Consider the following 25,119-nt stretch of genomic DNA (forward strand, 5'->3'; position numbering starts at 1 on the left):
TTGAGTAATTTTTGTAAAAAATGATGGCATTTTAGTGAGAGCGGAAGGCATATTGAGCAGAGCGGGTGACATATTAAAGAAAGCGGGTGACATATTAAAGAAAGCGGAAGGCATATTAAAGAAAGCGGAAGGCATATTAAAGAAAGCGGGTGACATATTAAAGAAAGCGGGTGACATATTAAAGAAAGCGGAAGGCATATTACAAGTTGCAGGTGGTGTATTAGAGCCTCACCCTCCGATGTATCGGAGCAAGCTCTAACCCCTCTCCAAAGGAGAGGGGATTTGCATGATGGCAGGTAGTATTGTAAAGGTTTATGGTGGTATTCTAAGCCTTAAGGGTGATACTAGATTTTAAGTAGTTTTCCATTTGTTAATTTTTTTTAAAAAAAACAGCAGTTGATTGTTGGTTTCAACTGCTGTTTTTGTACTATTAAGAATAAGATTTTATGCTTTATATTTTTAATTGTTTAAATGCTAGCCCGGAGATTTGTTTGTATTGTGGACTAGCACTACCAAATACAGATCTTACATAGTTTTTTACATCTAATGCAATGGCTACCATACCTGTTTCTTTATTGTACATGATTTCATTCCGGGCAACTCTGGAATTGTATAAAGGTGTAGCATGAGTAACTACGCTTGCATTTTTAGCTTTAAGATTGTTGTACAACGTAGTTAGTGTTACTATTTTTAATTCGGTTTCGTTTGGTATGTATTCTGGTATAGTTAAAAGTAGTTGTATTTGTTTTTCTAGGTTATCTAATCTATTATTATAACCTAATTGTGAGGCTGATACTTGGTTTACGATTGTTCCTTCGGCTAATAGGGTTTCTTTTTCTTCTTCGCTAAGTTTTACTGATGCCCTTGTACCTGTTATTTTACGGTGGTTGGTTTGTGCATTATCTAAAATTTGTTTTTGTATACCAGCTGCTTTTAACCAATTAAATATTTTAGTACTTAGCTTGGCTAATGGCATAAAAGCTATTTCGCGGAGGGCTACTGCTTTACTATATAGTGGTAATACACTATTGATATTGGTTATTGCATCTTTTGCATTTTTTAATTGATTATGCATATTACCTAAGGTAATTGCTGCTCTGGTTGGGTGGTAAGCTGCTCCGTAGCCTGTTACTGATGAGATTAGGATTTCGAAGTTCTCTGTGTTTTTGGCGTGGCCTGTTTCTGATGTTTTTGACATAGGTTTTGTTTTTTTTATAAGTTTAATTGATTGAGGTGAAGGTATGTAGTTGTAGTGGTTTATGTAATCGTCTTTTAGGGGGAGAAAGCCTCACCCCTCCGATGTATCGGAGCAGGCTCTAACCCCCTCTCCAAAAGAGAAGGGAAAGCAGGATGGAAATTAATGGCGAAGAAGGTATTAATTACTATGAATACTAAGGTTGTATTTAACTTTATTAGCTTCATTATTGATGTTTGCATCCTTTATTGTTGATAAAGGATTGAAAAAAGATGGATGAAATTATTTTGTATATTTATAAGAAACCTTAAACTCATGAAACGACTATCGTATTTACCTTTAATGGCATTGTTGGCTATTATAAGCTCTTGTAACAACTCTAAAACCGACGCATTATCGGCTATTAATCCTTTTTTAGCAGCAAGTAAATTGCCTTTTATGGCGCCGGAGTTTAATAAAATTAAGAATGCTGATTATAAGCCTGCTTTAGAAGAAGGCATGAAGCAGCAATTGGCAGAAATACAACACATTGCTGATGATACGCAAGCGCCATCTTTTGAAAATACGATAGTGGGTATGGAAAAAAGCGGGCAATTATTAAACCGTGTAAATGCAGTATTTGCATTAGTTACTGGAGCAAATACTAATCCTGAATTGCAAAAGGTTAAGGAAGAGATTGCCCCTAAATTAACGGCAAATAGTGATGCTATATACTTAAACGCTAAATTATTTAAGCGAGTAGAAACCTTATATGAGCAACGCGAGCAATTAAAGCTTGATGGGGAGTCGAATCGCTTATTAGCGTATTATTACCAAAAATTTGAATTGGCTGGAGCAAAATTATCGGAAGCAGATAAAGACAAACTGAAGGAATTAAACAAGGAAGAGGCTTCTTTAAGTGCAAAATTTAGTGCACAACTACAGGCTGCTGGTAAAGCATTAAGAAATACAACACAGCAACCCGAGTTGCAAAGTATGAGCGATCGAGCAGCTCGTGAAAAGCTTTTTGAAGCTTCTTACAACCGGGCAGAGAAAGGCGATGCGAATGATACGCGTAAAGTGATTTCGCGTTTGGCGCAAATACGTGCTATACAGGCGAAATTATTGGGGTACAAAAACTATGCTGCTTGGAAACTGCAGAATCAAATGGCTAAAACGCCAGAAGCTGTGGAAGAATTTTTTAAGCAATTAGTGCCTGCTGCTACTGCTAAAGCAAAAGGAGAAGCTGCTACTATTCAGGCTTTGATAGACCAGCAAAAGGGTGGTTTTAAATTGCAACCATGGGATTGGAATTATTATGCTGAGCAAGTGCGTAAAGCCAAATATAATTTAGATGAAAACGAAGTAAAACCGTATTTCGAATTAAATAAGGTGTTAGAAAATGGTGTTTTTTATGCTGCAAATCAACTTTATGGGATAAGCTTTAAGGAGCGTAAGGATTTACCTGTTTACCAAGAGGATGTTAGGGTTTTTGATGTATTAGATGCAGATGGTAGTCAGATTGGATTATTTTATTGTGATTATTTTAAACGTGATAATAAAGATGGTGGTGCTTGGATGGATAATATTGTACCGCAATCTAAATTATTTGGGTTTAAACCAGTAGTTTATAACGTTTGTAATTTTACTAAACCTGCTAAGGGACAACCAGCCTTAATTAGTTTTGATGATGTAACTACGATGTTTCATGAGTTTGGTCATGCTTTACATGGGCTTTTTGGCAATCAACAATATGCTAGCTTGTCGGGCGCAAGTGTAGCGAGAGATTATGTAGAGTTTCCATCGCAATTTAATGAGCATTGGGCATCTGACCCTAAAGTGTTAAAAAACTATGCTGTTCATTACCAAACGGGTGCTGTAATGCCTGAAACGTTGCTAGATAAGATTAAGAAAGCGAGTACTTTTAATCAGGGCTACGAGTTTACAGAGGCTTTGGCAGCTGCCGATTTAGATATGCAATGGCATACTTTGCTAGCTAATACGCCTTTGCTAGATGTGGATAAATTTGAGGCGGAAGCGTTGAAAAAAACTAAGTTAAACTTACCTGAAGTACCTCCGCGTTATCGTTCTAGCTATTTTTTACACATTTGGAGTAATGGTTATGCTGCTGGTTATTATGCATATACCTGGACATCGATGTTAGAAAATGATGCTTTTTCTTGGTTTCAAGAAAATGGTGGCTTAACTAGAGCGAATGGGCAACGTTTCCGTGATATGATTTTATCAAAAGGAAATACTGAAGATTACGATAAAATGTTTTTCGATTTTAGAGGACATAAGCCTGATATTAAACCGATGCTAAAGAAACGTGGATTGCTTTAAAAATATGCGGAATGTTATTGAAGAAGGAATTATTTTTTAGTGCTTGTTTTCTTCTTCACCCCCTAGCCCCCTCTACAAAAGAGAGGGGGAAGCATGATGGAAATTACTATTGTAAAGCTTGTAAAGTGGTTGCGATTAAGCAATTATTAGCGTTTGTTAAAAGAGTCACTCCACCTTTTCCCAAAGGGATGTCTTTGGCATAGAGAGCCCTACAAAGAGTGGAATTGTATGGTTGTTTTGCTTTTAGTCGAGAATAGTAGTAGTGGTTTTTGTTAGCTAAACCCGATAGAAGCGAATGCCATTTTTTATGGCAGCAGCAAATAGCGGGGCGGAACCTGAGTTAGGAGTTGCTGTACTTGCTTTTCTAATGATGGTAAAGTAGGGAGAAAGATCCTTCACTTCGGCTACCCTCAGTGCAAGCTCGCTCAGGATGAGCCTAACCCATATGAGCTAATTATTATGTTTAGAGGTCCTTCGACAAGCGAGGAGATAAGATGCTTAGAGATTCTTCGCTGCGCTCTGAATGACAAACCTTGCCCAATGAACTACTGAATTAATGACAATGGTAGACTTTTTCATCGCATTACGATTCCCGTTTTCACGGGAATGACGAACATGAGGATAACCTACTTAAACCAGCCTTTACGCCAAAAGTAAATAACTTGTGCAACTGCAATTAGGCCCATTACAAGCATGGTGTATTCGTAACCGTGTTCTTGATAGAGTTCGGGCATGTTTTGAGGTAGTATTTTGCCTGTAATAGGGTCTTCCCTACTAAAATTCATGCCGTAAATACCAGCTATAAAGGTTAGTGGAATAAATATAGAGGAGATAATGGTGAGTACTTTCATGATCTCGTTCATGCGGTTGCTGATGATGGAGAGATACATATCTATGTTGCTTGCCGAGATTTCTTTAAGCGATTCGACCATGTCTATTATTTGTATGCAATGATCGTAAGCATCGCGAAGGTACATTTTACTTTGGCTATCTACTAGCGGACTATCGGTGCGCAAAATGTCGTTCATTTTATCGCGTTCTGGCCAAGCTACACGCCTAAGGGTAATTAAATTACGTTTAATTAGTTGTGTATCGTACATTATAGTTTTGTCTGGTCTATCAAACAAACGATCTTCTATGGCATCTAATTGTTCGCTCCAGGCGCTTAAAACAGCGAAATAAGCATCTATAATCATATCCATTAAGGCGTACATTAAATAGCTGCTACCTCCTACTCTAATGTTTCCTTTGCCTATGCTTAATCTGTGGCGAACGGGTTCTAAACAGTCTTCGTACTTATCTTGAAAGGTAAATAATATGTTTTTGGTTAAGATAAATGATACTTGTTCGTTCTCTAAAGAGTTCTCTTCATCGAGGTATAACATTCTGCTGATGGCAAAATCGTATGCTCCGTATTCTTCGTACTTGGGGCGTTGGTAGGTACGGGTAATATCTTCGAGTATGAGCTTGTTAATGTTCCAATCTTCGCTTAATGTTTCGAACATGGCAGCAGAGCTGAAGCCTTTAATTTCTACCCAATAGTTTAAATTTTTATCGGCTGTGTGTTGTGCTAATCCTTTTAGGTTGGTTAACTCTTGTACTTTATAGGTATCGGCATTGTAGGTATGTAGACTTATTTTAGGGGGAAGCGAATTTTCATCTATAAAAACTATTCCGGGACTTGAGCCGGGCAATGGTAATGCGTAATGGTGCTTTTTGCTTTTATGTTTGCTGTTTCTTGCCATATACTAAAGGTATAATTTTGTTTGTGGACCTTGGTTAAACAACAGATCGACAATACTTAAGTTAGGAATAAATTCGTTTCTATCGCTAAACACTTGAAAATAGCTTTTGGTTTGGGGTATGGGTGCTGGCTTTTTAAGGCTAAATTGGTTTCTGAAATCTAACGCTAGTGGTATATCTTTTTCGTATTCTGGTGTAAAAGAAATAACTGGGCTTACTTTGAGTTGCTTAAATAACCATTCCATTAGTTCTAAATTGAAATCGAATAGGTAATCGAATTTCTTTTGATAGAAAGGTGCTAAACCATCTTCGTAAAACTCGAAATAGGCAGAGCTTCTATAACAGTTTTGTAGGCTTAACCAATGTAAACGCTGCCATTTTAAATCGTAACTAATTTTAACATCTTTTATAGGTGTGTGCACTTTAGAACCTTTAACAACTGGTATAGTTAAATCTAAAATGCCATCGGGCGATGCAATACTTGCTCTATTTCTGTGGGTTTGTTTAAGAAAATGCTCTTGTTTTTCTAACTGCACAGTATAATTTTGCTCTTTTAAAGCGGTGAAATAACTAATTGGTGGAAGATAAAAAAGTGGAAATGTTGCTAAACTTTGCATCTGATATTTTATGTTTGCATTCTATCTGCCCAAATTAATGATTATAAAAGTCTTTTCGCACATCGGTATATTCTTTTTATATATTTTATCGCTGTTGCCCCTACCTGTATTGCACTTTTTTGCTCGGCTACTCTATTATCCGTTATATTATTTAATAGGGTATCGTAAGGTTGTTGTGAGAGAGAATTTGCTTAAATCTTTTCCAGAAAAGGATATTAAAGAGATTATTTGCATAGAAAAAACCTTTTATAAATACCTAATGGATATAGTTTTTGAGATTATTAAACTGCCTACCATTACTAAAAAGGAATTGGGGCAACGTGTTACATTTAATAATATAAATATAATTGAAGCTTACTTTAGCAAAGGCGAAAGTGTGTTGGCTTGTACTGGTCATTATGGTAATTGGGAGCTGTGTATGCTTGCCTTAGGTGAAGCTGCCAGTGCAACGGAGTATGTAATTTATAAGCCTTTAAATAACGAGATTTTTGAATGTTGGTTTCATAAAGTAAGAACTCGCTTTGGGAATGTATTTGTAGCTATGCGCCAAACTTTACGTATGGTTGTTGCTACTAAAGATACACCTACTATGTTTTGCTTTGCTAGCGACCAAACGCCTGTTAAGCATGAAGTGCAATATGTTTTGCAGTTTTTAAATCAGCGAACTGCTGTTTTATTGGGATTAGAGAAAATAGCTTTACAAACAAATAGGCCTGTATTTTACTTTGATGTAAAACGAGTAAAACGTGGTTATTATGAGGTGGATATTTTGCCTTTATGTTTAAACCCTAAGGAAACGCAAGAGCATGAAATAACAGATTTACTGTTTGAGTTTTTGGCAAAAACAATTAAACAAGAGCCTGCCTTTTGGTTGTGGAGCCATAGGCGATGGAAGTATAGCTAAGATAATATGGAACCTAGTGTAGCGGTAGTAATTTTAAATTGGAATGGTAAGACTTGGCTGGAGCGCTTTTTGCCTAGCGTTGTGCAAACGGATTACCCTAATTTGCAAATCATAGTTGGTGATAATGCATCGACAGATGATTCGGTTGCTTTTGTAAAAAGTAATTACCCACAAGTAGTTGTGCTAGAAAACGATAAGAATTATGGTTTTGCTGGCGGATATAATCATATTCTTAAGCGGGTAAAAGCGGATTATTTTGTGTTATTAAACTCTGATGTTGAAGTTCCTGCTAATTGGATAAAACCTGTAATAGACTTAATGCAGAGCGATGCTACTATTGCTGTTGCACAACCTAAACTAAAATGGCAACTACAAAAAACAGAGTTTGAATATGCTGGTGCTGCTGGTGGCTTTGTAGATTTATATGCATACCCGTTTTGTAGGGGAAGAATTTTTGATACAGTAGAAACTGATAATGGTCAGTATAATACTACTGCGGATATATTTTGGGCAAGTGGCGCTGCATTTTTTATTAAAAGTAGTGCATGGCAACAGGTTGGTGGTTTAGATGCTGATTTGTTTGCGCACATGGAAGAGATTGATTTGTGTTGGCGTTTAAAGAACTTAGGTTATCGTGTTGTTTGTTGTACTGATGCTGAGGTTTACCATGTTGGTGGTGGTACGTTGAATGCTAATAACCCTTATAAAACTTACCTTAATTTTAGAAACAACTTATTAATTATGCAAAAGAATTTGCCTAAGGATGAAGCCTATTCTAGAATATTTATTAGAATGTGCCTTGACTTTTTAGCTTGGTTACAGTTTTTAGTGAAAGGAAAGTTTGCTTTTGCTTTCGCGATTAATAAAGCGCATTGGCATTTTTTAACGCAATTAGGTGCTACTGCACAGAAAAGAACTGCTGTTCAGGTTCCTTTACTGCAACATACGGGGGTTTATAGTGACAGTATTGTTTGGGCTTATTTTGTAAAGAAGATTGATAAGTTTAGTGCGTTGTTTATTAAACACTAAAGTAAGTTGCGGCTAGGTCTTTTCTTTCGTTTGTAGTGAGATCAATTAAATCGAACCGTTTAACTGATGAGAACGAGCCCATATCTTTATCGCTATTAATATGTATGGTACCCATTAATATGATGTATTTACAATTAAATTCAGTCATTTCTATTAACTCATTTATTCGTTTATCAATTGCTTCGTAAATAACTTCTGTTGCTTCTTTTATAGGTATAGTAGCATTAATGATTTGCTCTTTTTCCTTTAACAGAATTTGCTCAATGGTATTCATTTGGTAATCGATCTCTGTAATTTCATTCGGCTTAATTAAATTATTACTTAAACTGTTTAATGCACCTGTTGCTGCTCCACAACAATCAGAGTTATCGGTTATACCATTGCGATGAATTTCTCCAATCTTTCCGTTTTTAGCTACGCCAATGTGTGGGCCATAATACACAAAAACAGCACCTTTACTTGGTATATGACTTGAAACTGCTTTCATACCGGTTAAGCCCGTAAATGGAAAACCATCTAATCCTCCCATTTTAAAAGGGCCTAAAAACTCGCTTGCTCGTATTGGATATTGAATACTATTTACATCATCACTGCAAATGCTATCGGCCATCATTACTTGCGAAGGTTCTAAATCTAATACTTCTTCTACAAAATCAATTACTTTGTTAATACTGTCAATTGTGGTAATTGCATTGGGATAATACTGATGAATAATGGCTAATTTTTCTCTTTTCTTCATTGTGAAAATTGACAGCTGTGTTTATTATTTTAAGAAACTTTCTATTGCAAGGCGATATCCATCCAATCCAAAGCCTGTAAGTACGCCTTTACAGTTTTTCCCTGTTAAGGATACATGACGGTATTCTTCGCGAGCATAAATGTTAGAAATGTGCACTTCTACAACTGGAGTTTTAATGGCTGCAATTGCATCTGCTAATGCAACTGAAGTGTGGGTATAGCCACCAGCGTTAATGATAATACCATCATATGAAAAACCAACTTCGTGTAATTTGTTAATTAATTCTCCTTCTACATTGCTTTGATAATAGTCAATTTCTATAATGCTATACAATTCTCGCAGTTGCGAAATATAGCTATCAAATCCTTCAGAGCCATAAATTGAGGGTTCTCGCAGGCCTAATAGGTTTAAGTTTGGGCCATTTATAATTTGTATCTTCATTACGATGTAAGGTTAAAATGTTGTAACGTTGCAATGTTGTAAAAAAATCTCAGTAAATATAATGAATACCCAATCTTACCTAAAAGGATTTAAGGATTATTTGAAGTTAGAACGCTCGCTTTCTAAACATTCTATTGATGCTTATTTGAACGATGTAGATAAGTTGGTACAGTATTATTTGGCCATTGATAAAGATTTAATTCTTAGCAAGCTGCAATTAAGCGATTTAAGGGAGTTTATTAATTGGTTAAATGAAGTTGGAATGCAAGCTAATACGCAGGCAAGGGTAATATCGGGTATTAAAGCTTTTTTTACGTATTTGATGCAAGAGCAGATTATTTTGGAGGATCCGACTGCTTTGTTAGAATCGCCTAAGCTGATTAGAAAACTACCCGATACGTTAAATATTCATGAAATAGATCAGTTAATTGATGCCATTGATGCCTCTAAACCTGAGGGAATGCGTAATAAAGCAATTATTGAAATGCTGTATGGTTGTGGATTGCGTGTTACGGAATTAGTTGAACTGAAAATATCTAATATTTATGCTGAAACAGAGTTTATTAAAGTAATTGGAAAAGGTAATAAGGAACGTTTAGTACCAATAGGTTCTGTTGCTTTAAAGTTATTAGAAATTTATGTGAGCCAGATAAGAGTGCATTTAAGTATTAAGAAAGGACATGAAGATTATATCTTTTTAAATCGATCTGGTAGTCGTTTATCACGAATTTCTGTGTTCAATTTAATTAAAACGTTAGCCATTAAGGTTGGTATTCATAAAAGTATTAGTCCGCATACGTTGCGCCATTCTTTTGCTACACATTTAATAGAAGGTGGTGCCGATTTACGTGCTGTACAAGAAATGTTAGGTCATGCAAGTATTACAACTACAGAAATTTATACACACTTAGATAGAGATTATTTGAGGAGTGTGATTACGCAGTTTCATCCGAGGTCTTAGTTTTGCTAGAATAATAAGTAACAAGTAAGAAATAAACAGATGAGTGAATGGAGAATAAAACCAACTTTAGGATACCAATATCTGATTATGGAAGCCAATAGTAATGAAATAAAAAGATAAGGCTGTAGTTCTCTGATAGCGATGTTTTTAATTGGTTCGTACTTTAAAACAAAGAAATAAGTCAAAATAGCTAAACCAGACATTAACCACATCACTATTTGTAATTTCTTATCAATAGAATGAGGTTTAGTCGTTGATTCCATTATTGCGAATGTTTTGTTAAAGATATTAATTTTTCCTGCAACAAATCATTCTATCTTTCTCTTGCATATCTTTCTTTAATTCGATGTTTGTAAAGCCTTTCTCTTTTAATAAATCAATTGTTTGTTGACCTAAGTATTCGTTAATTTCGAAGAAAAGTAAACCGTTGTTTTGCAGATTTTTTAAGGCGAAATTAGCAATTGCTTCGTAAAAAACTAATGGTTTTTCATTGCTTACAAACAAAGCTCTATGCGGTTCGTGAGATAAAACGTTAGCATGCATTTCTGCCTTTTCATGTTCTGTAATATAGGGTGGATTGCTTACAATAATTGAGTATTTAGTAGTGCTCTCTTCATTTTGAGTTTGCAGCATATCTTGATGTATAAACTCTACATCAACATTGTTTAATTCTGCATTCTGTTTGGCTATTTCCAAACTATCAGCTGCAATATCTAATGCGTAAACATTTGTGTTGGATAAGTTTTTCTTTAATGCAATAGCAATGCAACCGCTTCCTGTACCTACATCTAATATAGTTGTGGGTTGTGGGTTGTGGGTTGTGGAATTATGACCTATAACTTGCAACTCGTAACCTGCAACACTAGTTAAAACCCACTCTACTAGCTCTTCAGTTTCTGGTCTTGGAATTAAAACAGATTCATTTACTTTAAATGTTAAACCATAAAAATGTGCTTCTCCTAGTATGTATTGAATAGGCTTCCCGGTTTGGAGTTCTTTTAAAATGGTTTCGAATTTTGATATATCATTAACAGAAATTTCTTGTTCTTTTTTTAAAAGATAATCAGCTCTGCTTAAGCCTAACAAATGATGAAGTGTTAGTTGAAATAGTGCCAGGGCCTCATCTTCTGGATAAAGTGAATTTAAATCTGTGCTAAACTTTGTTGCTAATTCCTTTAATTTCATTTGCGGTAAAAATAGCTATAATCATGACAATAATTTACTTTTGCACTAATGAGCGATGAACTTTACATACAACGTTGTTTGGAATTGGCCGCAAAAGGAATGGGCAATGTAAGCCCGAATCCAATGGTTGGTTGCGTAGTAGTTTATGAAGGCAAAATTATTGGAGAAGGTTATCATCAGAAATTTGGTGAAGCACATGCTGAAGTTAATGCGATAAATGATGTGTTTACCAATTTTGGAGATGAAGCTCCTTCCCTACTTAAAAATGCTATTGCTTACGTTAATTTAGAACCCTGTGCACATTTTGGTAAAACGCCACCTTGTGCAGATTTGCTGGTTAAACATCAATTAAAGAAAGTTGTAATTGGTAATACTGATCCTTTTTCGGGTGTAAATGGTAAAGGGATTGAGAAATTAAAAGCCGCAGGAATAGTTGTAGTTACAGGTGTTTTGGTAGATGAATGCAGTTATTTAAATCGTAGGTTTTTTACCAGAATTGAACAACAAAGACCTTTCATTATCTTAAAGTGGGCGCAAACAGCGAATGGTTATTTTGCACCAAAAGATGCTACGCAAAAATGGATTTCTGGCTCGGAAGCTAAACAATTAACGCATCAATGGCGAAGTGAGGAAGATGCAATAGTAGTTGGTAAACAAACGGCATTGATTGATAATCCGCAATTGACAGCTAGAAATGTAGAAGGAAAAAACCCTATTCGAATTGTAATTGATAGCAATTTAGCAATTCCTGAAACTCATCATGTTTACAACGATGAAGCTAAAACCATCGTTTTTAATGAAATAAAGACTGATGTAATTAATAATATCCACTTTGTGCAAATGGAAGATATGCAGTTTTATCTAGCGCAAAAAATAGCTTTTCAGTTGTATTTAATGGATATTCAGTCGGTAATAATAGAAGGCGGTGCTCAAATTCTAAGTCAGTTTATAACAGCTAATTTATGGGATGAAGCTAGAATTTTCACCTCTAAAACTGAATGGAACGACGGAATTAAAGCTCCTTCGATAAAAGGAAACATATTAGAGACTTTGCAAATTGGCGCAGACGAATTAACGATTTACTCACCTTACTCACAAAAATGATTTATTTAGTTTTAAGTATTACTTGCAGTGTTATAGTTGGCGTTTTGCTTAAACTGGCCAAACGTTACCAAATTAATGTAATGCAAGCCGTTACCTGGAATTATTTATTCGCTATTGGGTTAAGTGCTTTCTTTTTCAAACCTGATTTTAGCACCCTCAATTTTACTGTTGCGCTATCTCCTATTTACCTGGTGATTGGCATATTATTACCTGCAATTTTTCTAATTCAGGGTTATGCTGTCCAACAAACAGGTTTAGCCAGAACAGATATTGCTCAACGTTTATCGCTATTTATATCACTTTGTGCTGCGTATTTTCTATTTAATGAAAGCTTTGATCGCTTAAAATACGTAGGATTGATATTTGGTTTTATAGCGATTGTTTTTACTATTTATCGTAAATTTGGAAGCCCATCTTCAAAGCATACTTGGCTATATTTATTGTTAGTTTTTGTTGGTTTTGGTGCAATTGATGTATTCTTTAAGTTCGTTAGTCAAATCACAGTTATTCCTTATACTACTTCATTATTTCTAATTTTCTGCATTGCTTTTATCCTTTCTCTCGGCTATATTTTATATCTAGCCATTACTAAAAGGACAAAAATTCAACTCATCAACTTTGTTTGCGGTTGCGTACTAGGTTTTTTTAATTTTGGAAATATCTTATTCTATTTAAAAGCACACAGAGCGATGTCAGATCAACCATCAACTGTGTTTGCAGCAATGAATATTGGCGTAATTATAGCCGGAAGTTTAATTGGTATCGTTTTATTTAAAGAAAGATTAAGCAAGCTGAATTATACCGGTTTAATACTCGCATTAGTAGCCATTGTTTTAATTACTTTATCGAAATTACATGCTGTTCGATGATACGTATAAAACTATAAAAACTACTTCTGAAGGTATTTTTAGAGATAAAGGCAGTAAGTTTATTGGTTATGCTTATCCAATTAGTAGCGAAGCTGAAGTTAAAAACATCATTGCAAAACTTAGAGCAGAGCATGGTAAAGCGAGACATTTTTGCTGGGCTTTGCGTTTATCGCCAGATCGAAGTATTTTTAAACTGAATGATGATGGTGAACCTTCTGGAACTGCTGGTAGACCAATTTTAAATACGCTACTTTCTGCAGATGTTACGAATATTCTGGTCGTAGTTGTTCGTTATTTTGGCGGAACTTTATTAGGTGTTCCAGGTTTAATTAACGCGTATAAAATAGCTACTGTTGAAGCACTTGCGGTAAATGAAGTCATTGTAAAGACCGTAAACGATATATATGAAATTGGATTTGATTATTTGGAGATGAACCAAATTATGCGAATTATAAAAGATGAACAATTAGCTATTCTTAATCAAGAATTTGATACGAAATGTGTGGTTAAGTTTGAAGTTAGAAAATCAAATTTGAATGCAGTTTTAGGTAAATTAGAAAAGGTTGACGGTATTGAAATTAAATATTTGGGTACTATTTAACTAATGAACTACTGAGACCAATGAACTAAATTTATTAAGTTTGTTTATACCAAATAATCCTTTATTATGTCAAAATTATCAGAAGCTGATCTAATTATCAATCCAGATGGTAGTATTTACCACTTAAACTTACTTCCAGAAGATATTGCAGATACAGTTATTACAGTGGGCGATTTGGATCGAGTTTCTGAAATTAGTAAACATTTCGATTCCATAGAAATTAAAAAAGGGAAAAGAGAGTTTATAACCCACACTGGTTATCTAGGGAAAAAACGTATTACTGTACTTTCTACAGGTATTGGTACAGATAATATTGATATTGTTTTTAACGAGTTAGATGCTTTAGTAAATATAGATTTCGCTACGCGAGAAGTTAAAAAAGAACTAAAATCATTAGATATTATCCGAATTGGCACTTCTGGGGCTGTGCAAACTGATATCCCAATGGGAACAATTTTAGCTTCTTCTTTTGGTTTAGGTTTTGATGCATTGATGAATTATTACATGCATCAGATTTCTGGTGATGAACACAGTTTATTAGATAGTATTAAATCTCATTTTTCGCATATTAAAGGTATTCATCCCTATTTAACAGCTGCAGATCAAGGATTGTTGCAAACAATTGGTAAAGGAATGGAACAAGGAATTACGGCTACTGCTCCTGGTTTTTACGCTCCACAAGGTCGACAAGTACGAGCGAAAAATGCTGTTCCAGATTTTATTAGTCAATTAAATAGTTTTAAAGAGGGCAAAAACAGAATCACCAATTTAGAAATGGAAACAGCAGGTATTTACGCTTTAGCAAAAACATTAGGACATAAAGCGCTGTCTGTGAATGCTATATTAGCTAGTCGTGTAAAGTTTGAGTTTAGCAGTACACCAGAGAAAATTGTAGAGAAAGCAATTAAAATGGTTTTAGAACGCTTGTAAATTTTATTTAACTGTAGGAATATTTTCAACTACTAATTCATGTCCGGCCATATCTAAATAAGTTACGGTCATGGCGTTTAAATCAGTAATCCATTTTTCAACTCCAGCATCAGCAGCTTGTCTACAAAAAGTTTGATAATCAGTTTCACCTTGTTGATGGATTTTTAAAGCCTCTTTTAAATCTGTTGCTGATGAATTTTCTTCTATTAATAAGCTTTCATAAGCTGGCGGACTTTCTACCGTATAATCATCATCGCCAAAATAAATTGCCATTCCATTTATAACGTACACATCATACCTAGTTACACCCATTGCTTTAATGTCTGCAATAAATTGCGGAAAATCAGCTCCTGTTTTAGTCTTTTGATGAGCAGCTTGTATTTTCTCAAGTGTAAACATGATGACTTATTATTTAGTTAAAACCTTATAAATAGTAGTCTGTGTATAAACTTCTTCTGGCCTTAAAATAGTACTCGGAAAATGAGGAATATTAAGTCCGTTTGGATGATGCTGTGTTTCTACACAAAAAGCATCGTATTCGTTATAATCCTGACCACCCTTACCATTTTTAACGTTTAAATATTTAGCAGTATATAAATGTGCAACTGGCTCTGTTGTATATACTAACAACGATAAACCGCTATTTGTTTCAGTAGTTTTACTGGCTAATGTTAACGAACCGTATTCTTTATCTAAAACATAGGTTTGATCATATCCTTCTTTTTCATCCCAATTTTCGCCAATAATTTTTCCTTTTCTAAAATCATGGTGCGTGCCTTCAACAGGAATTAATTTGCCAGTAACTACGTAATTATCATCTTGCTCCAAATAATTAGAAGCATTCATTTGGTGTATGTGTTTGGTTATTTTTCCGCCAGTTGACGATAAATTAAAATAACTATGATGTGTTAAATTAATTGGCGTAGCTTCATCAGTATCAGCTTGAAAAGTTAAAATAAGCTCGTCATTATTAGTGAATTCGAACGTGAGTTGTACGGCTAAATCACCTGGAAAACCTTCTTCACCATCTAAGCTAAAATATTGAAAAGTTACACTAGCATGAGGCTCTTCTCCAATGCTAATGATATCCCACATTTTTTTATCAAAACCTATCTTTCCGCCATGTAAACAATCATTTCCATTGGTTTTAGCTAATTGATAATGAACATCATCTATACTAAATTCTCCATTTTTTATACGATTAGCATAACGGCCAATTATAGCTCCAAAATATGGGTAGTTTTCTAAGTACGCAGGGCTAATATAATCTTCAAATTTATCGAAGCCTAAAACAATATCTTGTTGTTCGCCTTTGGCATTTTTTACTATAAATTGGTTAATAATAGTACCATAATTGAAGATTTTTACCGAACTCCCTTTATCGTTAGTTAATTCTACTGCAATTACTTCTTTTTTATCAATAAAATTGCCTGTATTTATCTGCTTTACTTTCATAAATTGTATCTTAGACCGTCAGCTAAAATACAAATAAACTTATAACCTCGCGAAGAATAATACCTTTTATGAACAATCAATTATCTGAAACTTTTTTTGAGAAATACAAGCAATATCCAACGGCTACATATTTTGCTCCAGGCCGTGTTAATTTAATAGGAGAACACATAGATTATAATGGCGGTTTAGTGATGCCATGCGCAATTACAGCTGGTACATGGCTGCTTTTAGCACCAAATAGTGATAACGTAATTAGATTTAGTAGCGTTAATTTTAAGGAAGAAGAAACATTTCCAATTCAAAAAAAATATAGTAAAACTGGTAAAGAATGGTACAATTATCCATTAGGAGTTTTTCATGAGTTACAACAACAAGGTTGGGATGCCAGCGGTTTAGATTTACTATATTTTGGTAATATTCCAATTGGTTCTGGTCTTTCATCATCTGCTTCAATTGAAGTGCTTACTGCTTATGCCTTAAACGATTACTATAATTTAGGAAACGATAAATTAGAGTTAGTAAAGCTTTCTAAAAAAGTAGAAAATGAATTTATTGGCGTAAATTCTGGCATTATGGATCAGTTTTCTATTGCTTTTGGCGAAGCAGATAAAGCATTGGTTTTAAATTGCGATACCTTAAAATATAAAGTGGTTGATTGTGATCTTGGTGATCATGTTTTGGCGATTATTAATACAAATAAAGTTCGTGAACTATCAGAATCAAAATATAATGAGCGTGTTGCAGAATGTGAAACGGCTTTAAAAGCACTTCAACAGGAAATAAAAATTAACAATTTATGTGAGCTAACAGCTGATAAATTCGCATTGCATAGTCATTTAATTGCTGATGAAACTGTTTTAAAAAGGGCAACGCATGTAATTAAAGAAAATGATAGAGTTCATTTTGCTGCAAAAGCTTTAAATGCTGGCGAATTAGAAGAATTTGGTCGATTAATGTATGCTTCACATCAATCTTTAAAAGATTTATACGAAGTAACGGGTAAGGAATTAGATGCTGTGGTAGATTTCTGCAAGGATTATGAGCATGTGAGTGGTGCAAGAATGACTGGTGCTGGGTTTGGTGGTTGTGCCATCGCCTTGCTTAAAAAAGGATACGAAGAAGATTTTGCAAAGCAATTAACAGATTATTATGTGGAGCAAATTGGTTATCCAGCAGCTATTTATATTCATCAAATTGGCGATGGTGTGAAGAAAATATAGAAAACAGCAGCAGATTCACAGATTTTTATCCTTTAAATTCAACGAATCTGGGGCAACAAAATAAAGAATAATGCGAAAATTAAAACTCGATGAGTTAAATCGTGTCGATATAAAAGAATTTAAAGAGCAGGATAAGTTGCCTGTTGTGGTAATATTGGATAATGTGAGAAGTATGCACAATGTTGGTTCTGTTTTTAGAACTGCTGATGGATTTTCGATAGAAAAAGTGATTTTATGTGGAATAACTGCTCAACCTCCACATCGTGAAATAGAAAAAACTGCTTTAGGTGCTACGCAATCCGTTGATTGGATTCACTTTGAAGATACCTTAGTTGCGGTTGATACCTTACGTCAAAAAGGGTATGAAATTATAGCGATTGAACAGGCTGAAAAGAGTACGATGCTCAATGTTTTTAAACCTGATCTTACTAAAAAATATGCGTTAATTTTTGGGAATGAAGTAAATGGTGTGAGCGATGAGGTAATGCAGAAAATAGATAATTGTATTGAAATACCACAATTTGGTACTAAACATTCTTTTAATATTGTGATTTCTGCTGGTATTGTGCTTTGGGATTTCTTTGCGAAATTGCGATTGTAGAATGGAAAATCCGCTATTTAAAAAACTATATATTAAAACTGGGAATGTGCTTTGCATCCAAAATGCTCCCGAAAATGTTTTAAGTATTTTAGGTGATATCCCAGAAGGAATAAAGTTAACTAAGGATTTAGGTAAGCCTTTTGATGAATTGTTATTATTTGTAAAGGATAGCACTGAACTGACACAGGAGTTGAAAGAAATTACCGTTAAACTTCAACCAACTACTTTATTTTGGATTTTATACCCTAAAAAATCATCAAATATTACATCAGACTTAAACATGATGGCTCCATGGGATGAGTTAAAAACACATCAATTAACTCCTTGCGCTTCTGCAGCTATAAATGATACTTGGACGGCTCTAAGAATAAAACCATTGGAATTGGTTAAAAGTTCGGGTATTTGCAACGATGATATTCAGAAAAATGAGTATGGTAATTTCGTTGATGTAGTGAATAAAATAATCACTTTACCAGAGGATTTGAAAAGTGAATTAGAAAAAAGTGCAAAGGCTTTGAATTTTTTTGAGCAACTCTCCTATTCAAATCGCAAAGAATATATACTTTGGATATTAACCGCCAAACAAGAAAAGACTAGAACAGACAGAATTTCTAAAACTATTGAAAAATTAATAGCTGGAAAGAAAAACCCTAGTGAGAAATAGGCTTTTTGTCATGCAGAGCAACGCGAAGCATCTCAATTGATTAATCTTATAGAGATCCTTCACTGCGTTCTGGATGACAAGTCCAAAAACTACCCTTCTAAAACCTTATCTGGTGTAATTGGTAAACTTCTAATTCTTTTACCCGTTGCATTAAAAACAGCATTAGCAACAGCCCCAGCAAAACCAATTAGAGCAATTTCCCCCATTCCTTTCGCTCCCATTGGATTAACAATTGGATCTGGTTTATCAATAAAAATTACATCAATATCTGGTACATCTGCGTTTACAGGAACGTGATAATCTGCGAAATTGTTGTTTACATATCTGCCATAACGATTATCTAAAATCGCTTCTTCAGTTAAAGCCATTCCGATACCACCAACTGCACCACCAACCATTTGACTACGAGCAGTTTTTGGGCTTACAATTTTTCCTGCATCGCCAACAGAAACAATCTTGCTTACTTTAACTACGCCAGTTAATTGATGCACTTTTACTTGCACAAAGTGGATGGAAAACGAATACATCGAATAATTTTTCGCTTCTGGATTATTTTGTGAAGACTGAATTGTTTTTTCAATTATTGGTAGATTGTTTTTCTTCAATACATCTACAAAATTTGATGTTGCATCCATATTTGAATTCGCAGCCAACTCTGCAATAGTCGCTTTTAAAGCTACACAAACATCGTTAACAGCACTTCCAACTGTAGAAAGTGTAGCCGAACCTCCTTGACTTGGTGCTGGTGGTAAAGAAGAATCTCCTAATTCAAAGACTATCTTTTCAACCGGAATATTCATCAATTTACTAGCAATTAAAGTCATTCCCGTTCCAGTACCAGGACCAATATCACTAGTTGCACTTTGTAAAATCAGAGTTCCATCAGCTTTTAAAATCCCTTTTACACTTGCTCTACCTCTACCTGCATTAAAAACACCAATACTTACTCCGTAACCAATGTTCCAAGAGCCTTCAATAGTACTTCCAGGTTTATTTTTACGATTATTCCATCCAATTTTAGCAGCACCTAATTTGTATGCTTCTTTAATGTATTTACTAGAGAATGGTCGGTTTTGAGCAGGATCTTTCTCAGGATCATTCTTTGCTCTAAAATCCAATGGATCCATATCCAACGCATGCGCCATTTCATCAATTGCACTTTCCAAAGCAAAAGCTCCAGTAGCTTCACCTGGTCCACGCATCCAAATAGGTACACCCATATCTAATGGGATAACATAATAATTCGTATTTACATTTTCAGAATCATACATGAATTTGCTCATGTTCACTACACCTTCGGTAAAATTCTCGTACGTAGCAGTTTGACCAAATGCAGTATGTGTAATTCCAGTTATCTTTCCATCTTTTGTAGCGCCTAAACCAATTTTTTGATAAGCAGCTGGGCGATTTCCCACCATGGTAAACATTTGATCACGTGTAATGACCAACTTAACAGGTTTTTTCAGCTGTTTAGAGGCCATAATTGCAGCAATTTCCAATGGCCAAGTTCTTAAAGCCATTCCAAAACCACCCCCCACAAATTGAGAATTGACCTGAATGTTTTCTGCTGGAATTTTAAAAACGTTAGCTATGGTATTTTGAGTTGATTTTACACCTTGTGTTTTTGCATAAACAGTAACCTTGTCATTTGCTTGCCAATCTGCAATAATTCCATGCAATTCCATCGGATTATGTGTTTCAACTGGCATCGTATAAATCTGTTCAACTTTTACTTCTGCTGTTTTATAGGCATCGGCTATGCCACGTACATATGGTGGTTGACCTTGCAGTTTTTTCACTGCTGCATCTTTAATACTAGCTTCAAAATTGGTATTGAAAGCAGCTTTTTCATAACTCACTTTAACTAATGATGCTGCGAAAGTTGCCCTTTCAAAAGTATCTGCTACTACAATTGCAATAGGCTGTCCATTAAAGAAAATCTGATCCGTATAAAAAATCTTCATTGGTGAACCGCCAGCTTGCTCATAACCAGCAACAGATGGTTTATTTAAATGAGATAATACTTCTAAAACACCAGGAGCATTTTTAGCGGCTTTGGTATCAATTGCTGTAATTTTACCTTTAGTGATCGTGCTCGTTACTAAAACTCCATAAGTTAATCCAGGTAATTGATATTCAGCAAAATACTTCGCTTTTCCAGTTACTTTATCTACACCGTCAACGCGGTCATTTTCATCTACAAAAAACTCCATTAGGCTTTAGATTTAGCTATGGTTAATGCTTCAATAATTGTATTTGGTGCTAGTTTAAGCTTGAAATCATTTTCTCCAAAACCTTTGGCATCTTTCATCGCCAATTTAGCAGCTTCTTCACAATTTGCAAGTGTTGCAGGTTTTCCTCTTAAAAATACCTCTGAAGCTGTTAAACGCCAAGGTTTATGTGCAACTCCGCCCATCGCTAATCGAGCGTTAGCAATCAAACCATCTTTAATTTCTAAAGCAGCTGCAACAGATACTAAAGCAAAAGCATAAGAAGTACGATCTCTCACTTTTAAATAATGGAAATTCTTATTTAAGTTATTTGCTGGAATTTCAACTCTTAAAATCAATTCTCCTTTTTGTAAATTATTATCTTTTTCGGGTGTTGTACCAGCTAAACGATGGAAATCTACAAAGTTGATTTTCCTTTCACCTTTTGCACCTGCAATTACAACTTGTGCATCAAGTGCAGCTAAACCTACACACATATCGCTAGGATGTACAGCAATGCAAGATTCAGATGTGCCAAATATCGCATGCATTCTGTTATAACCGCCAATTGCGCCACAACCACTTCCTGGTTGACGTTTATTGCAAGGCATTGTAGTATCGTAAAAATAACCACAACGGGTGCGTTGCATCATGTTTCCGCCAACTGTAGCTACATTTCTTAACTGTGCAGATGCGCCAGCTTGTAAAGCCAACATCAATAATGGAAATTTTTCTTTTACTAGTGCATTTTCTGCCAATGCCGAATTAGAAACCAAAGCACCGATATGTAAAATGTTATTTTTTAATTCAATCTGTTTGAGTGGTAAATGATTAATGTCGATTAACTTTTCTGGAGCAATCACTCCTCTTTTCATTAAATCTACCAAATTTGTTCCGCCAGCAATAAATGCCGCTTTTGGATCTTTACCAATTAAACTTAATGCAGTTTTTACTACTGAAGTTCTTACGAATTGGAAATTTATCATATCGCTTTTCCTCCTTCTTTAACTTCTTGTATTGCATCAACTATGTTAGGGTAAGCGCCACAACGACAGATGTTTCCGCTCATATATTCTCTAATTTCATCTTTTGAATTCGCATGACCTTCGCGGACACAAGCTACTGCGCTCATAATTTGTCCAGGTGTACAATAACCGCATTGAAAACCATCGTGTTTAATAAAAGCTGCTTGCATTGGGTGCAATTCATCGCCTTTGGCTAAACCTTCAATTGTGGTGATGCTTTTGCCTTCGTTCATTACTGCCAAGCTCAAGCAAGAATTTACACGTACACCATCAATATGAATGGTACAAGCACCGCATTGACCATAATCACAACCTTTTTTAGTTCCCGTTAAGTGCAATTGTTCTCTTAATAAATCTAAAAGCGTAACTCTTGGTTCAACTTTTAAAGTATAAGGCTTATTATTTACCTTTAAGTTTAATGGGATTTTCTCAAAAAGTTCTGCAAAACGCTCATCAACTTTGTTATCTGCAGCTTTCAAAACCGTTAGAGGTGTTAATGATAAGGCAGTAAAAAGTGAGGTTTTCTTTAAGAAATCACGACGAGTATCACCAGATTGGTTATTGTCAATTTCAGCCATAATAAAGAGGAATGGTTATTTCTCTAATATCGGAATAACAAAATTTGTTTTACTAGGTTTTGATAATTTAGAAGGAGTCTATATGATGGATATATCTACCCTTTCCAATATCCTGAATTCATTAATTTATTCGCTTTCAGATAGATATTAGTTCTTTCAGCATCGATTATAATATTGAAACGTTTTAATACATCTCCACCAATAATACTCATTTTTTGTCGACCGAGAGCTCCTGTAAAAAAGCTAACTGGAATTTCATTCAATACTGTTTTTCCGATTTTAACTATTGGAACTATTGCCTTTTTTGTTTTTAAGATATTGCCGAACGAATCCTTTAAAGTTTTTTCATCAATTACTTTTAATCTACTATCAATGGCGTTATCGACTGTAAATTGATCATCTAATAAAATCGTTCCGGCGTAGCCAGAATGAACCAAAAATTTATTGTGCATTGTTTGTTGATCTATTTGTAAATCACCCTCTACAAACATCATTTCGTCTTCAAAAGTTAGTTTCAGTTTTTCGAATTCCTTTACTTTTGCTGGTAGTTGATTATAAAGTGTAATCATTTTTTGATCAAAATCAATTTCGATTACTTTGTTGGCAAATAGTTCTAATCCAAATTTTCCATCGGTTTGTTGACCAGAATTGGTATTTTCCCAAATCGGAATGTTCTCCCATTTTAATTCACCAATTTGCAGCACATTACTTTTGCTAAATCGTGAAGAATTCTCATTCCCTCCCCAACTTTTTACATTATCGCTCCGATCAAAAACCAAGTTTTTTATCTTTTTGGTTGCTTCCTCTGTTAAGGTAAGAGAATTTGCCGCGGTATGGAACATCAAGTTTACAGTGTCTTTTTGATTGATTATGGCTTTTATTTTCAGGTTGTTATAATCTGTTAACTCAAAAGGAATTTTAGTTTGTGCAAAAAGAAAAAGAGGACAAAACAGTATGAACACAGAAATTGAACAAAAGAAAGAAGGCTTAAACATATTTTGGTTTTTAATGCAAGCTACTAAAATTTAATAGCTGGGCATAAAACAATAAACTCTATTTTAACACAGATTAGAAATTAAAAAAGCCGCAGATATTCAGATTTAAAATCTGCGAATCTGCGGCTTTTATTTTTTTTGTCATCCGAAGAATGAGGAATCTCTAAAGCGATTTAAATAGAGATTCTTCGCTACGCTCTGAATGACAAATTGGGAATTAATTAATTTATCAATTAAAACCTATATTTCTATGTGGTTAAATATTATGCATAAGCAACTGCATCTTTCGATGGCAATTTGCTATATCCCATTAAATATTCATCCACTTTTCTAGCAGTTTCTCTACCTTCAGAAATTGCCCAAACCACTAAAGACTGACCTCTGCGCATATCGCCAGCGGCAAAAACTTTAGCAATATTAGTTTGATATAAACCTTCTGTAGCTTTTACATTTCCTCTTTCATCTAGTTCTACACCTAGTTTCTCTAATAATCCCTGTTTTTGAGGATATAAAAAACCCATGGCCAATAAAACCAATTCACAAGGATATTCTTTTTCAGTTCCTGGAATTTCTTTAAAGCCTAAAGCTCTGCCATTTGTATCCATCTCCCATTGCACCTCAATTACACTCAATGATTTTAAATTACCATTTTCATCTGCATTGAACTTTTGTGTATTCACTGCCCAATTTCTGTGCGCACCTTCCTCATGAGATGAAGTTACTTTTAATAACATTGGATATTGCGGCCAAGGCATGTGCTCTGTTCTGCTTTGCGGTGGCATTGGCATAATTTCAAACTGTGTAACAGATTTAGCACCATGACGATTAGATGTTCCAATACAATCTGAGCCTGTATCACCACCACCAATTACAATTACGTTTTTGCCAGTTGCAGTCAGCTCTTTTCCATCAACTTTTCTTCCGCTAACACGTTTATTTTGTTGTTTTAAGAAATCCATTGCTGGATAAATACCTTCTAATTCTCTTCCTGGCAAGTTTAAATCTCTTGGAATTGTAGAACCACCAGCCAATACTAAAGCTTGATAATCTCTTAATAAAGTGCTTAATTCTACATTTTCACCAACATTCGAGTTGCATTTGAAAACAATACCTTCTTCTTCCATTAAGGTTATTCTACGCTCCACTACATCTTTTTGCAGTTTAAAATCTGGAATACCATAACGTAATAACCCTCCTGGCACATCATCACGTTCAAAAACTACAACTTCATGTCCGGCTTTATTTAATTGAGCTGCAGCAGCTAAGCCCGCAGGTCCAGAACCAATTACAGCTACTTTCTTGCCAGTTCTAATTAAAGGCGCATTTGCTTTGATGAAACCTTTTTCGAAAGCAATTTCTATAATGTGTTTTTCAATTTCTTCAATAGATACTGGAGATTTGTTAATCCCTAATACACAAGCGCTTTCGCAAGGTGCAGGACAAATTCTACCGGTAAACTCTGGAAAATTATTAGTGCTCAATAAAATTTCAGCTGCATTTAACCAATCGCCCTTATAAACGGCATCGTTAAATTCTGGTATCACATTACCTAAAGGGCAACCCGATTGGCAAAAAGGTACTCCACAATCCATGCAACGAGCAGCTTGTTTGTTCAATTGTTCGGCAGGTAGCGGATCTAAAAATTCATTATAATGTTGTAAACGGTCTTTTGGTTCTTGTTTTGAAGGCGAAACTCTTTCGTATTCAAAAAATCCTGTCACTTTTCCCATT

Annotated in this window: 25 protein-coding genes; 11 read left to right on the plus strand and 14 right to left on the minus strand. The window is 34.9% G+C overall.

The features are described from left to right. Window positions 1–451: 451 nt before the first annotated feature. Window positions 452–1,198, minus strand: a complete 747-nt coding sequence (locus GM921_RS04940) for a hypothetical protein (protein ID WP_182921492.1) — start codon at window positions 1,196–1,198, stop codon at window positions 452–454. 312 nt (window positions 1,199–1,510) lie between these two features. Here GM921_RS04940 and GM921_RS04945 point away from each other — a divergent pair, with 312 nt between their 5' ends. Further along, on the plus strand, window positions 1,511–3,517 hold the full coding sequence (locus tag GM921_RS04945; protein WP_182921493.1) for a M3 family metallopeptidase: 2,007 nt from the start codon (window positions 1,511–1,513) through the stop codon (window positions 3,515–3,517). Window positions 3,518–4,143: 626 nt separating this feature from the next. Here the strand turns inward: GM921_RS04945 and corA are convergent. Beyond that, a complete protein-coding gene (gene corA, locus GM921_RS04950; protein ID WP_182921494.1) occupies window positions 4,144–5,262 on the minus strand; it encodes a magnesium/cobalt transporter CorA in 1,119 nt (372 codons plus the stop codon). Window positions 5,263–5,265: 3 nt separating this feature from the next. Further along, window positions 5,266–5,877, minus strand: coding sequence for a WbqC family protein (locus GM921_RS04955; protein WP_182921495.1), 612 nt, complete (start codon window positions 5,875–5,877; stop codon window positions 5,266–5,268). 37 nt (window positions 5,878–5,914) lie between these two features. On the opposite strand from GM921_RS04955, the gene GM921_RS04960 reads away from it, so the two are divergent. Both GM921_RS04960 and GM921_RS04965 read left to right on the plus strand, forming a co-directional pair. Beyond that, complete coding sequence (locus tag GM921_RS04960) at window positions 5,915–6,781, plus strand: lysophospholipid acyltransferase family protein (RefSeq protein ID WP_182921496.1); 867 nt, start codon at window positions 5,915–5,917, stop codon at window positions 6,779–6,781. A gap of 6 nt (window positions 6,782–6,787) precedes the next feature. Beyond that, the gene (locus GM921_RS04965) at window positions 6,788–7,810 is read left to right on the plus strand and encodes a glycosyltransferase family 2 protein (protein WP_182921497.1); all 1,023 of its coding nucleotides are present in this window, start codon (window positions 6,788–6,790) and stop codon (window positions 7,808–7,810) included. On the opposite strand, the gene GM921_RS04970 is transcribed toward GM921_RS04965, so the two are convergent. Then, window positions 7,800–8,549, minus strand: coding sequence for a hypothetical protein (locus tag GM921_RS04970; RefSeq protein WP_182921498.1), 750 nt, complete (start codon window positions 8,547–8,549; stop codon window positions 7,800–7,802). The two genes, GM921_RS04965 and GM921_RS04970, sit on opposite strands and share 11 nt — an antisense overlap. 24 nt (window positions 8,550–8,573) lie before the next feature. Then, window positions 8,574–8,990, minus strand: coding sequence for a type II 3-dehydroquinate dehydratase (aroQ, locus tag GM921_RS04975; protein WP_182921499.1), 417 nt, complete (start codon window positions 8,988–8,990; stop codon window positions 8,574–8,576). Window positions 8,991–9,051: 61 nt separating this feature from the next. On the opposite strand from aroQ, the gene xerD reads away from it, so the two are divergent. Next, window positions 9,052–9,951: a site-specific tyrosine recombinase XerD gene (gene xerD, locus GM921_RS04980; protein WP_182921500.1), complete on the plus strand. Its 900-nt coding sequence runs from the start codon at window positions 9,052–9,054 to the stop codon at window positions 9,949–9,951. 5 nt (window positions 9,952–9,956) lie between these two features. On the opposite strand, the gene GM921_RS04985 is transcribed toward xerD, so the two are convergent. Beyond that, the gene (locus tag GM921_RS04985; protein WP_182921501.1) at window positions 9,957–10,214 is read right to left on the minus strand and encodes a hypothetical protein; all 258 of its coding nucleotides are present in this window, start codon (window positions 10,212–10,214) and stop codon (window positions 9,957–9,959) included. A gap of 25 nt (window positions 10,215–10,239) precedes the next feature. Then, a complete protein-coding gene (gene prmC / locus GM921_RS04990) occupies window positions 10,240–11,136 on the minus strand; it encodes a peptide chain release factor N(5)-glutamine methyltransferase (RefSeq protein WP_182921502.1) in 897 nt (298 codons plus the stop codon). Window positions 11,137–11,184: 48 nt separating this feature from the next. Here prmC and ribD point away from each other — a divergent pair, with 48 nt between their 5' ends. From ribD to GM921_RS05010, 4 genes are all read left to right on the plus strand, one after another. Further along, complete coding sequence (gene ribD / locus GM921_RS04995; RefSeq protein WP_182921503.1) at window positions 11,185–12,240, plus strand: bifunctional diaminohydroxyphosphoribosylaminopyrimidine deaminase/5-amino-6-(5-phosphoribosylamino)uracil reductase RibD; 1,056 nt, start codon at window positions 11,185–11,187, stop codon at window positions 12,238–12,240. After that, complete coding sequence (locus GM921_RS05000; RefSeq protein WP_182921504.1) at window positions 12,237–13,109, plus strand: DMT family transporter; 873 nt, start codon at window positions 12,237–12,239, stop codon at window positions 13,107–13,109. The genes ribD and GM921_RS05000 overlap by 4 nt, the downstream gene beginning before the upstream one ends. Beyond that, window positions 13,096–13,710, plus strand: coding sequence for an IMPACT family protein (locus GM921_RS05005; RefSeq protein ID WP_182921505.1), 615 nt, complete (start codon window positions 13,096–13,098; stop codon window positions 13,708–13,710). Before GM921_RS05000 ends, GM921_RS05005 begins: the two co-directional genes overlap by 14 nt. A gap of 66 nt (window positions 13,711–13,776) precedes the next feature. Further along, window positions 13,777–14,640 (plus strand): nucleoside phosphorylase, encoded by an 864-nt coding sequence (locus tag GM921_RS05010; RefSeq protein WP_182921506.1) that lies wholly within the window; start codon window positions 13,777–13,779, stop codon window positions 14,638–14,640. A gap of 3 nt (window positions 14,641–14,643) precedes the next feature. On the opposite strand, the gene GM921_RS05015 is transcribed toward GM921_RS05010, so the two are convergent. After that, window positions 14,644–15,039 (minus strand): DUF1398 domain-containing protein, encoded by a 396-nt coding sequence (locus tag GM921_RS05015; RefSeq protein ID WP_182921507.1) that lies wholly within the window; start codon window positions 15,037–15,039, stop codon window positions 14,644–14,646. A gap of 9 nt (window positions 15,040–15,048) precedes the next feature. Then, on the minus strand, window positions 15,049–16,095 hold the full coding sequence (locus GM921_RS05020) for an aldose epimerase family protein (protein WP_182921508.1): 1,047 nt from the start codon (window positions 16,093–16,095) through the stop codon (window positions 15,049–15,051). A gap of 68 nt (window positions 16,096–16,163) precedes the next feature. On the opposite strand from GM921_RS05020, the gene GM921_RS05025 reads away from it, so the two are divergent. From GM921_RS05025 to GM921_RS05035, 3 genes are all read left to right on the plus strand, one after another. Then, window positions 16,164–17,315, plus strand: coding sequence for a galactokinase (locus GM921_RS05025; RefSeq protein WP_182921509.1), 1,152 nt, complete (start codon window positions 16,164–16,166; stop codon window positions 17,313–17,315). A gap of 70 nt (window positions 17,316–17,385) precedes the next feature. After that, window positions 17,386–17,916, plus strand: coding sequence for an RNA methyltransferase (locus GM921_RS05030; protein ID WP_182921510.1), 531 nt, complete (start codon window positions 17,386–17,388; stop codon window positions 17,914–17,916). A 1-nt stretch (window position 17,917) separates the two neighbouring features. Beyond that, complete coding sequence (locus GM921_RS05035) at window positions 17,918–18,580, plus strand: YdeI/OmpD-associated family protein (protein WP_182921511.1); 663 nt, start codon at window positions 17,918–17,920, stop codon at window positions 18,578–18,580. Window positions 18,581–18,669: 89 nt separating this feature from the next. Here the strand turns inward: GM921_RS05035 and GM921_RS05040 are convergent, their stop codons facing one another. From GM921_RS05040 to GM921_RS05060, 5 genes are all read right to left on the minus strand, one after another. Next, complete coding sequence (locus GM921_RS05040; protein ID WP_182921512.1) at window positions 18,670–20,793, minus strand: xanthine dehydrogenase family protein molybdopterin-binding subunit; 2,124 nt, start codon at window positions 20,791–20,793, stop codon at window positions 18,670–18,672. Continuing rightward, entirely contained in the window at window positions 20,793–21,776 is a 984-nt protein-coding gene (locus GM921_RS05045) for an FAD binding domain-containing protein (RefSeq protein ID WP_182921513.1), read from the minus strand. The genes GM921_RS05040 and GM921_RS05045 overlap by 1 nt, the downstream gene beginning before the upstream one ends. After that, complete coding sequence (locus GM921_RS05050) at window positions 21,773–22,393, minus strand: (2Fe-2S)-binding protein (protein ID WP_235969777.1); 621 nt, start codon at window positions 22,391–22,393, stop codon at window positions 21,773–21,775. Before GM921_RS05050 ends, GM921_RS05045 begins: the two co-directional genes overlap by 4 nt. A gap of 95 nt (window positions 22,394–22,488) precedes the next feature. Then, window positions 22,489–23,388: an aspartyl protease family protein gene (locus GM921_RS05055; protein ID WP_182921514.1), complete on the minus strand. Its 900-nt coding sequence runs from the start codon at window positions 23,386–23,388 to the stop codon at window positions 22,489–22,491. Window positions 23,389–23,651: 263 nt separating this feature from the next. After that, a complete protein-coding gene (locus GM921_RS05060) occupies window positions 23,652–25,118 on the minus strand; it encodes a glutamate synthase subunit beta (RefSeq protein ID WP_182921515.1) in 1,467 nt (488 codons plus the stop codon). Between the last annotated feature and the right edge of the window lies 1 nt (window position 25,119).

The sequence above is a fragment of the Pedobacter planticolens genome, from assembly GCF_014172375.1.
In the GTDB taxonomy this organism is placed as follows: domain Bacteria; phylum Bacteroidota; class Bacteroidia; order Sphingobacteriales; family Sphingobacteriaceae; genus Pedobacter; species Pedobacter planticolens.

What these genes read in the sequence shown, in the direction of transcription:
- corA (WP_182921494.1), bottom strand. Translation starts at nt 5,262, where the DNA reads ATGGCAAGAAACAGCAAACATAAAAGCAAAAAGCACCATTACGCATTA.
- GM921_RS05020 (WP_182921508.1), bottom strand. Translation starts at nt 16,095, where the DNA reads ATGAAAGTAAAGCAGATAAATACAGGCAATTTTATTGATAAAAAAGAA.
- GM921_RS05035 (WP_182921511.1), top strand. Translation starts at nt 17,918, where the DNA reads ATGGAAAATCCGCTATTTAAAAAACTATATATTAAAACTGGGAATGTG.
- GM921_RS05040 (WP_182921512.1), bottom strand. Translation starts at nt 20,793, where the DNA reads ATGGAGTTTTTTGTAGATGAAAATGACCGCGTTGACGGTGTAGATAAA.
- GM921_RS05015 (WP_182921507.1), bottom strand. Translation starts at nt 15,039, where the DNA reads ATGTTTACACTTGAGAAAATACAAGCTGCTCATCAAAAGACTAAAACA.
- GM921_RS05060 (WP_182921515.1), bottom strand. Translation starts at nt 25,118, where the DNA reads ATGGGAAAAGTGACAGGATTTTTTGAATACGAAAGAGTTTCGCCTTCA.
- GM921_RS04970 (WP_182921498.1), bottom strand. Translation starts at nt 8,549, where the DNA reads ATGAAGAAAAGAGAAAAATTAGCCATTATTCATCAGTATTATCCCAAT.
- prmC (WP_182921502.1), bottom strand. Translation starts at nt 11,136, where the DNA reads ATGAAATTAAAGGAATTAGCAACAAAGTTTAGCACAGATTTAAATTCA.
- GM921_RS05030 (WP_182921510.1), top strand. Translation starts at nt 17,386, where the DNA reads ATGCGAAAATTAAAACTCGATGAGTTAAATCGTGTCGATATAAAAGAA.
- GM921_RS05055 (WP_182921514.1), bottom strand. Translation starts at nt 23,388, where the DNA reads ATGTTTAAGCCTTCTTTCTTTTGTTCAATTTCTGTGTTCATACTGTTT.
- GM921_RS05050 (WP_235969777.1), bottom strand. Translation starts at nt 22,393, where the DNA reads ATGGCTGAAATTGACAATAACCAATCTGGTGATACTCGTCGTGATTTC.
- GM921_RS04985 (WP_182921501.1), bottom strand. Translation starts at nt 10,214, where the DNA reads ATGGAATCAACGACTAAACCTCATTCTATTGATAAGAAATTACAAATA.
- ribD (WP_182921503.1), top strand. Translation starts at nt 11,185, where the DNA reads ATGAGCGATGAACTTTACATACAACGTTGTTTGGAATTGGCCGCAAAA.
- GM921_RS04955 (WP_182921495.1), bottom strand. Translation starts at nt 5,877, where the DNA reads ATGCAAAGTTTAGCAACATTTCCACTTTTTTATCTTCCACCAATTAGT.
- GM921_RS05025 (WP_182921509.1), top strand. Translation starts at nt 16,164, where the DNA reads ATGAACAATCAATTATCTGAAACTTTTTTTGAGAAATACAAGCAATAT.
- GM921_RS05010 (WP_182921506.1), top strand. Translation starts at nt 13,777, where the DNA reads ATGTCAAAATTATCAGAAGCTGATCTAATTATCAATCCAGATGGTAGT.
- GM921_RS04945 (WP_182921493.1), top strand. Translation starts at nt 1,511, where the DNA reads ATGAAACGACTATCGTATTTACCTTTAATGGCATTGTTGGCTATTATA.
- xerD (WP_182921500.1), top strand. Translation starts at nt 9,052, where the DNA reads ATGAATACCCAATCTTACCTAAAAGGATTTAAGGATTATTTGAAGTTA.
- GM921_RS04960 (WP_182921496.1), top strand. Translation starts at nt 5,915, where the DNA reads ATGATTATAAAAGTCTTTTCGCACATCGGTATATTCTTTTTATATATT.
- GM921_RS05000 (WP_182921504.1), top strand. Translation starts at nt 12,237, where the DNA reads ATGATTTATTTAGTTTTAAGTATTACTTGCAGTGTTATAGTTGGCGTT.
- GM921_RS04965 (WP_182921497.1), top strand. Translation starts at nt 6,788, where the DNA reads ATGGAACCTAGTGTAGCGGTAGTAATTTTAAATTGGAATGGTAAGACT.
- aroQ (WP_182921499.1), bottom strand. Translation starts at nt 8,990, where the DNA reads ATGAAGATACAAATTATAAATGGCCCAAACTTAAACCTATTAGGCCTG.
- GM921_RS05045 (WP_182921513.1), bottom strand. Translation starts at nt 21,776, where the DNA reads ATGATAAATTTCCAATTCGTAAGAACTTCAGTAGTAAAAACTGCATTA.
- GM921_RS04940 (WP_182921492.1), bottom strand. Translation starts at nt 1,198, where the DNA reads ATGTCAAAAACATCAGAAACAGGCCACGCCAAAAACACAGAGAACTTC.
- GM921_RS05005 (WP_182921505.1), top strand. Translation starts at nt 13,096, where the DNA reads ATGCTGTTCGATGATACGTATAAAACTATAAAAACTACTTCTGAAGGT.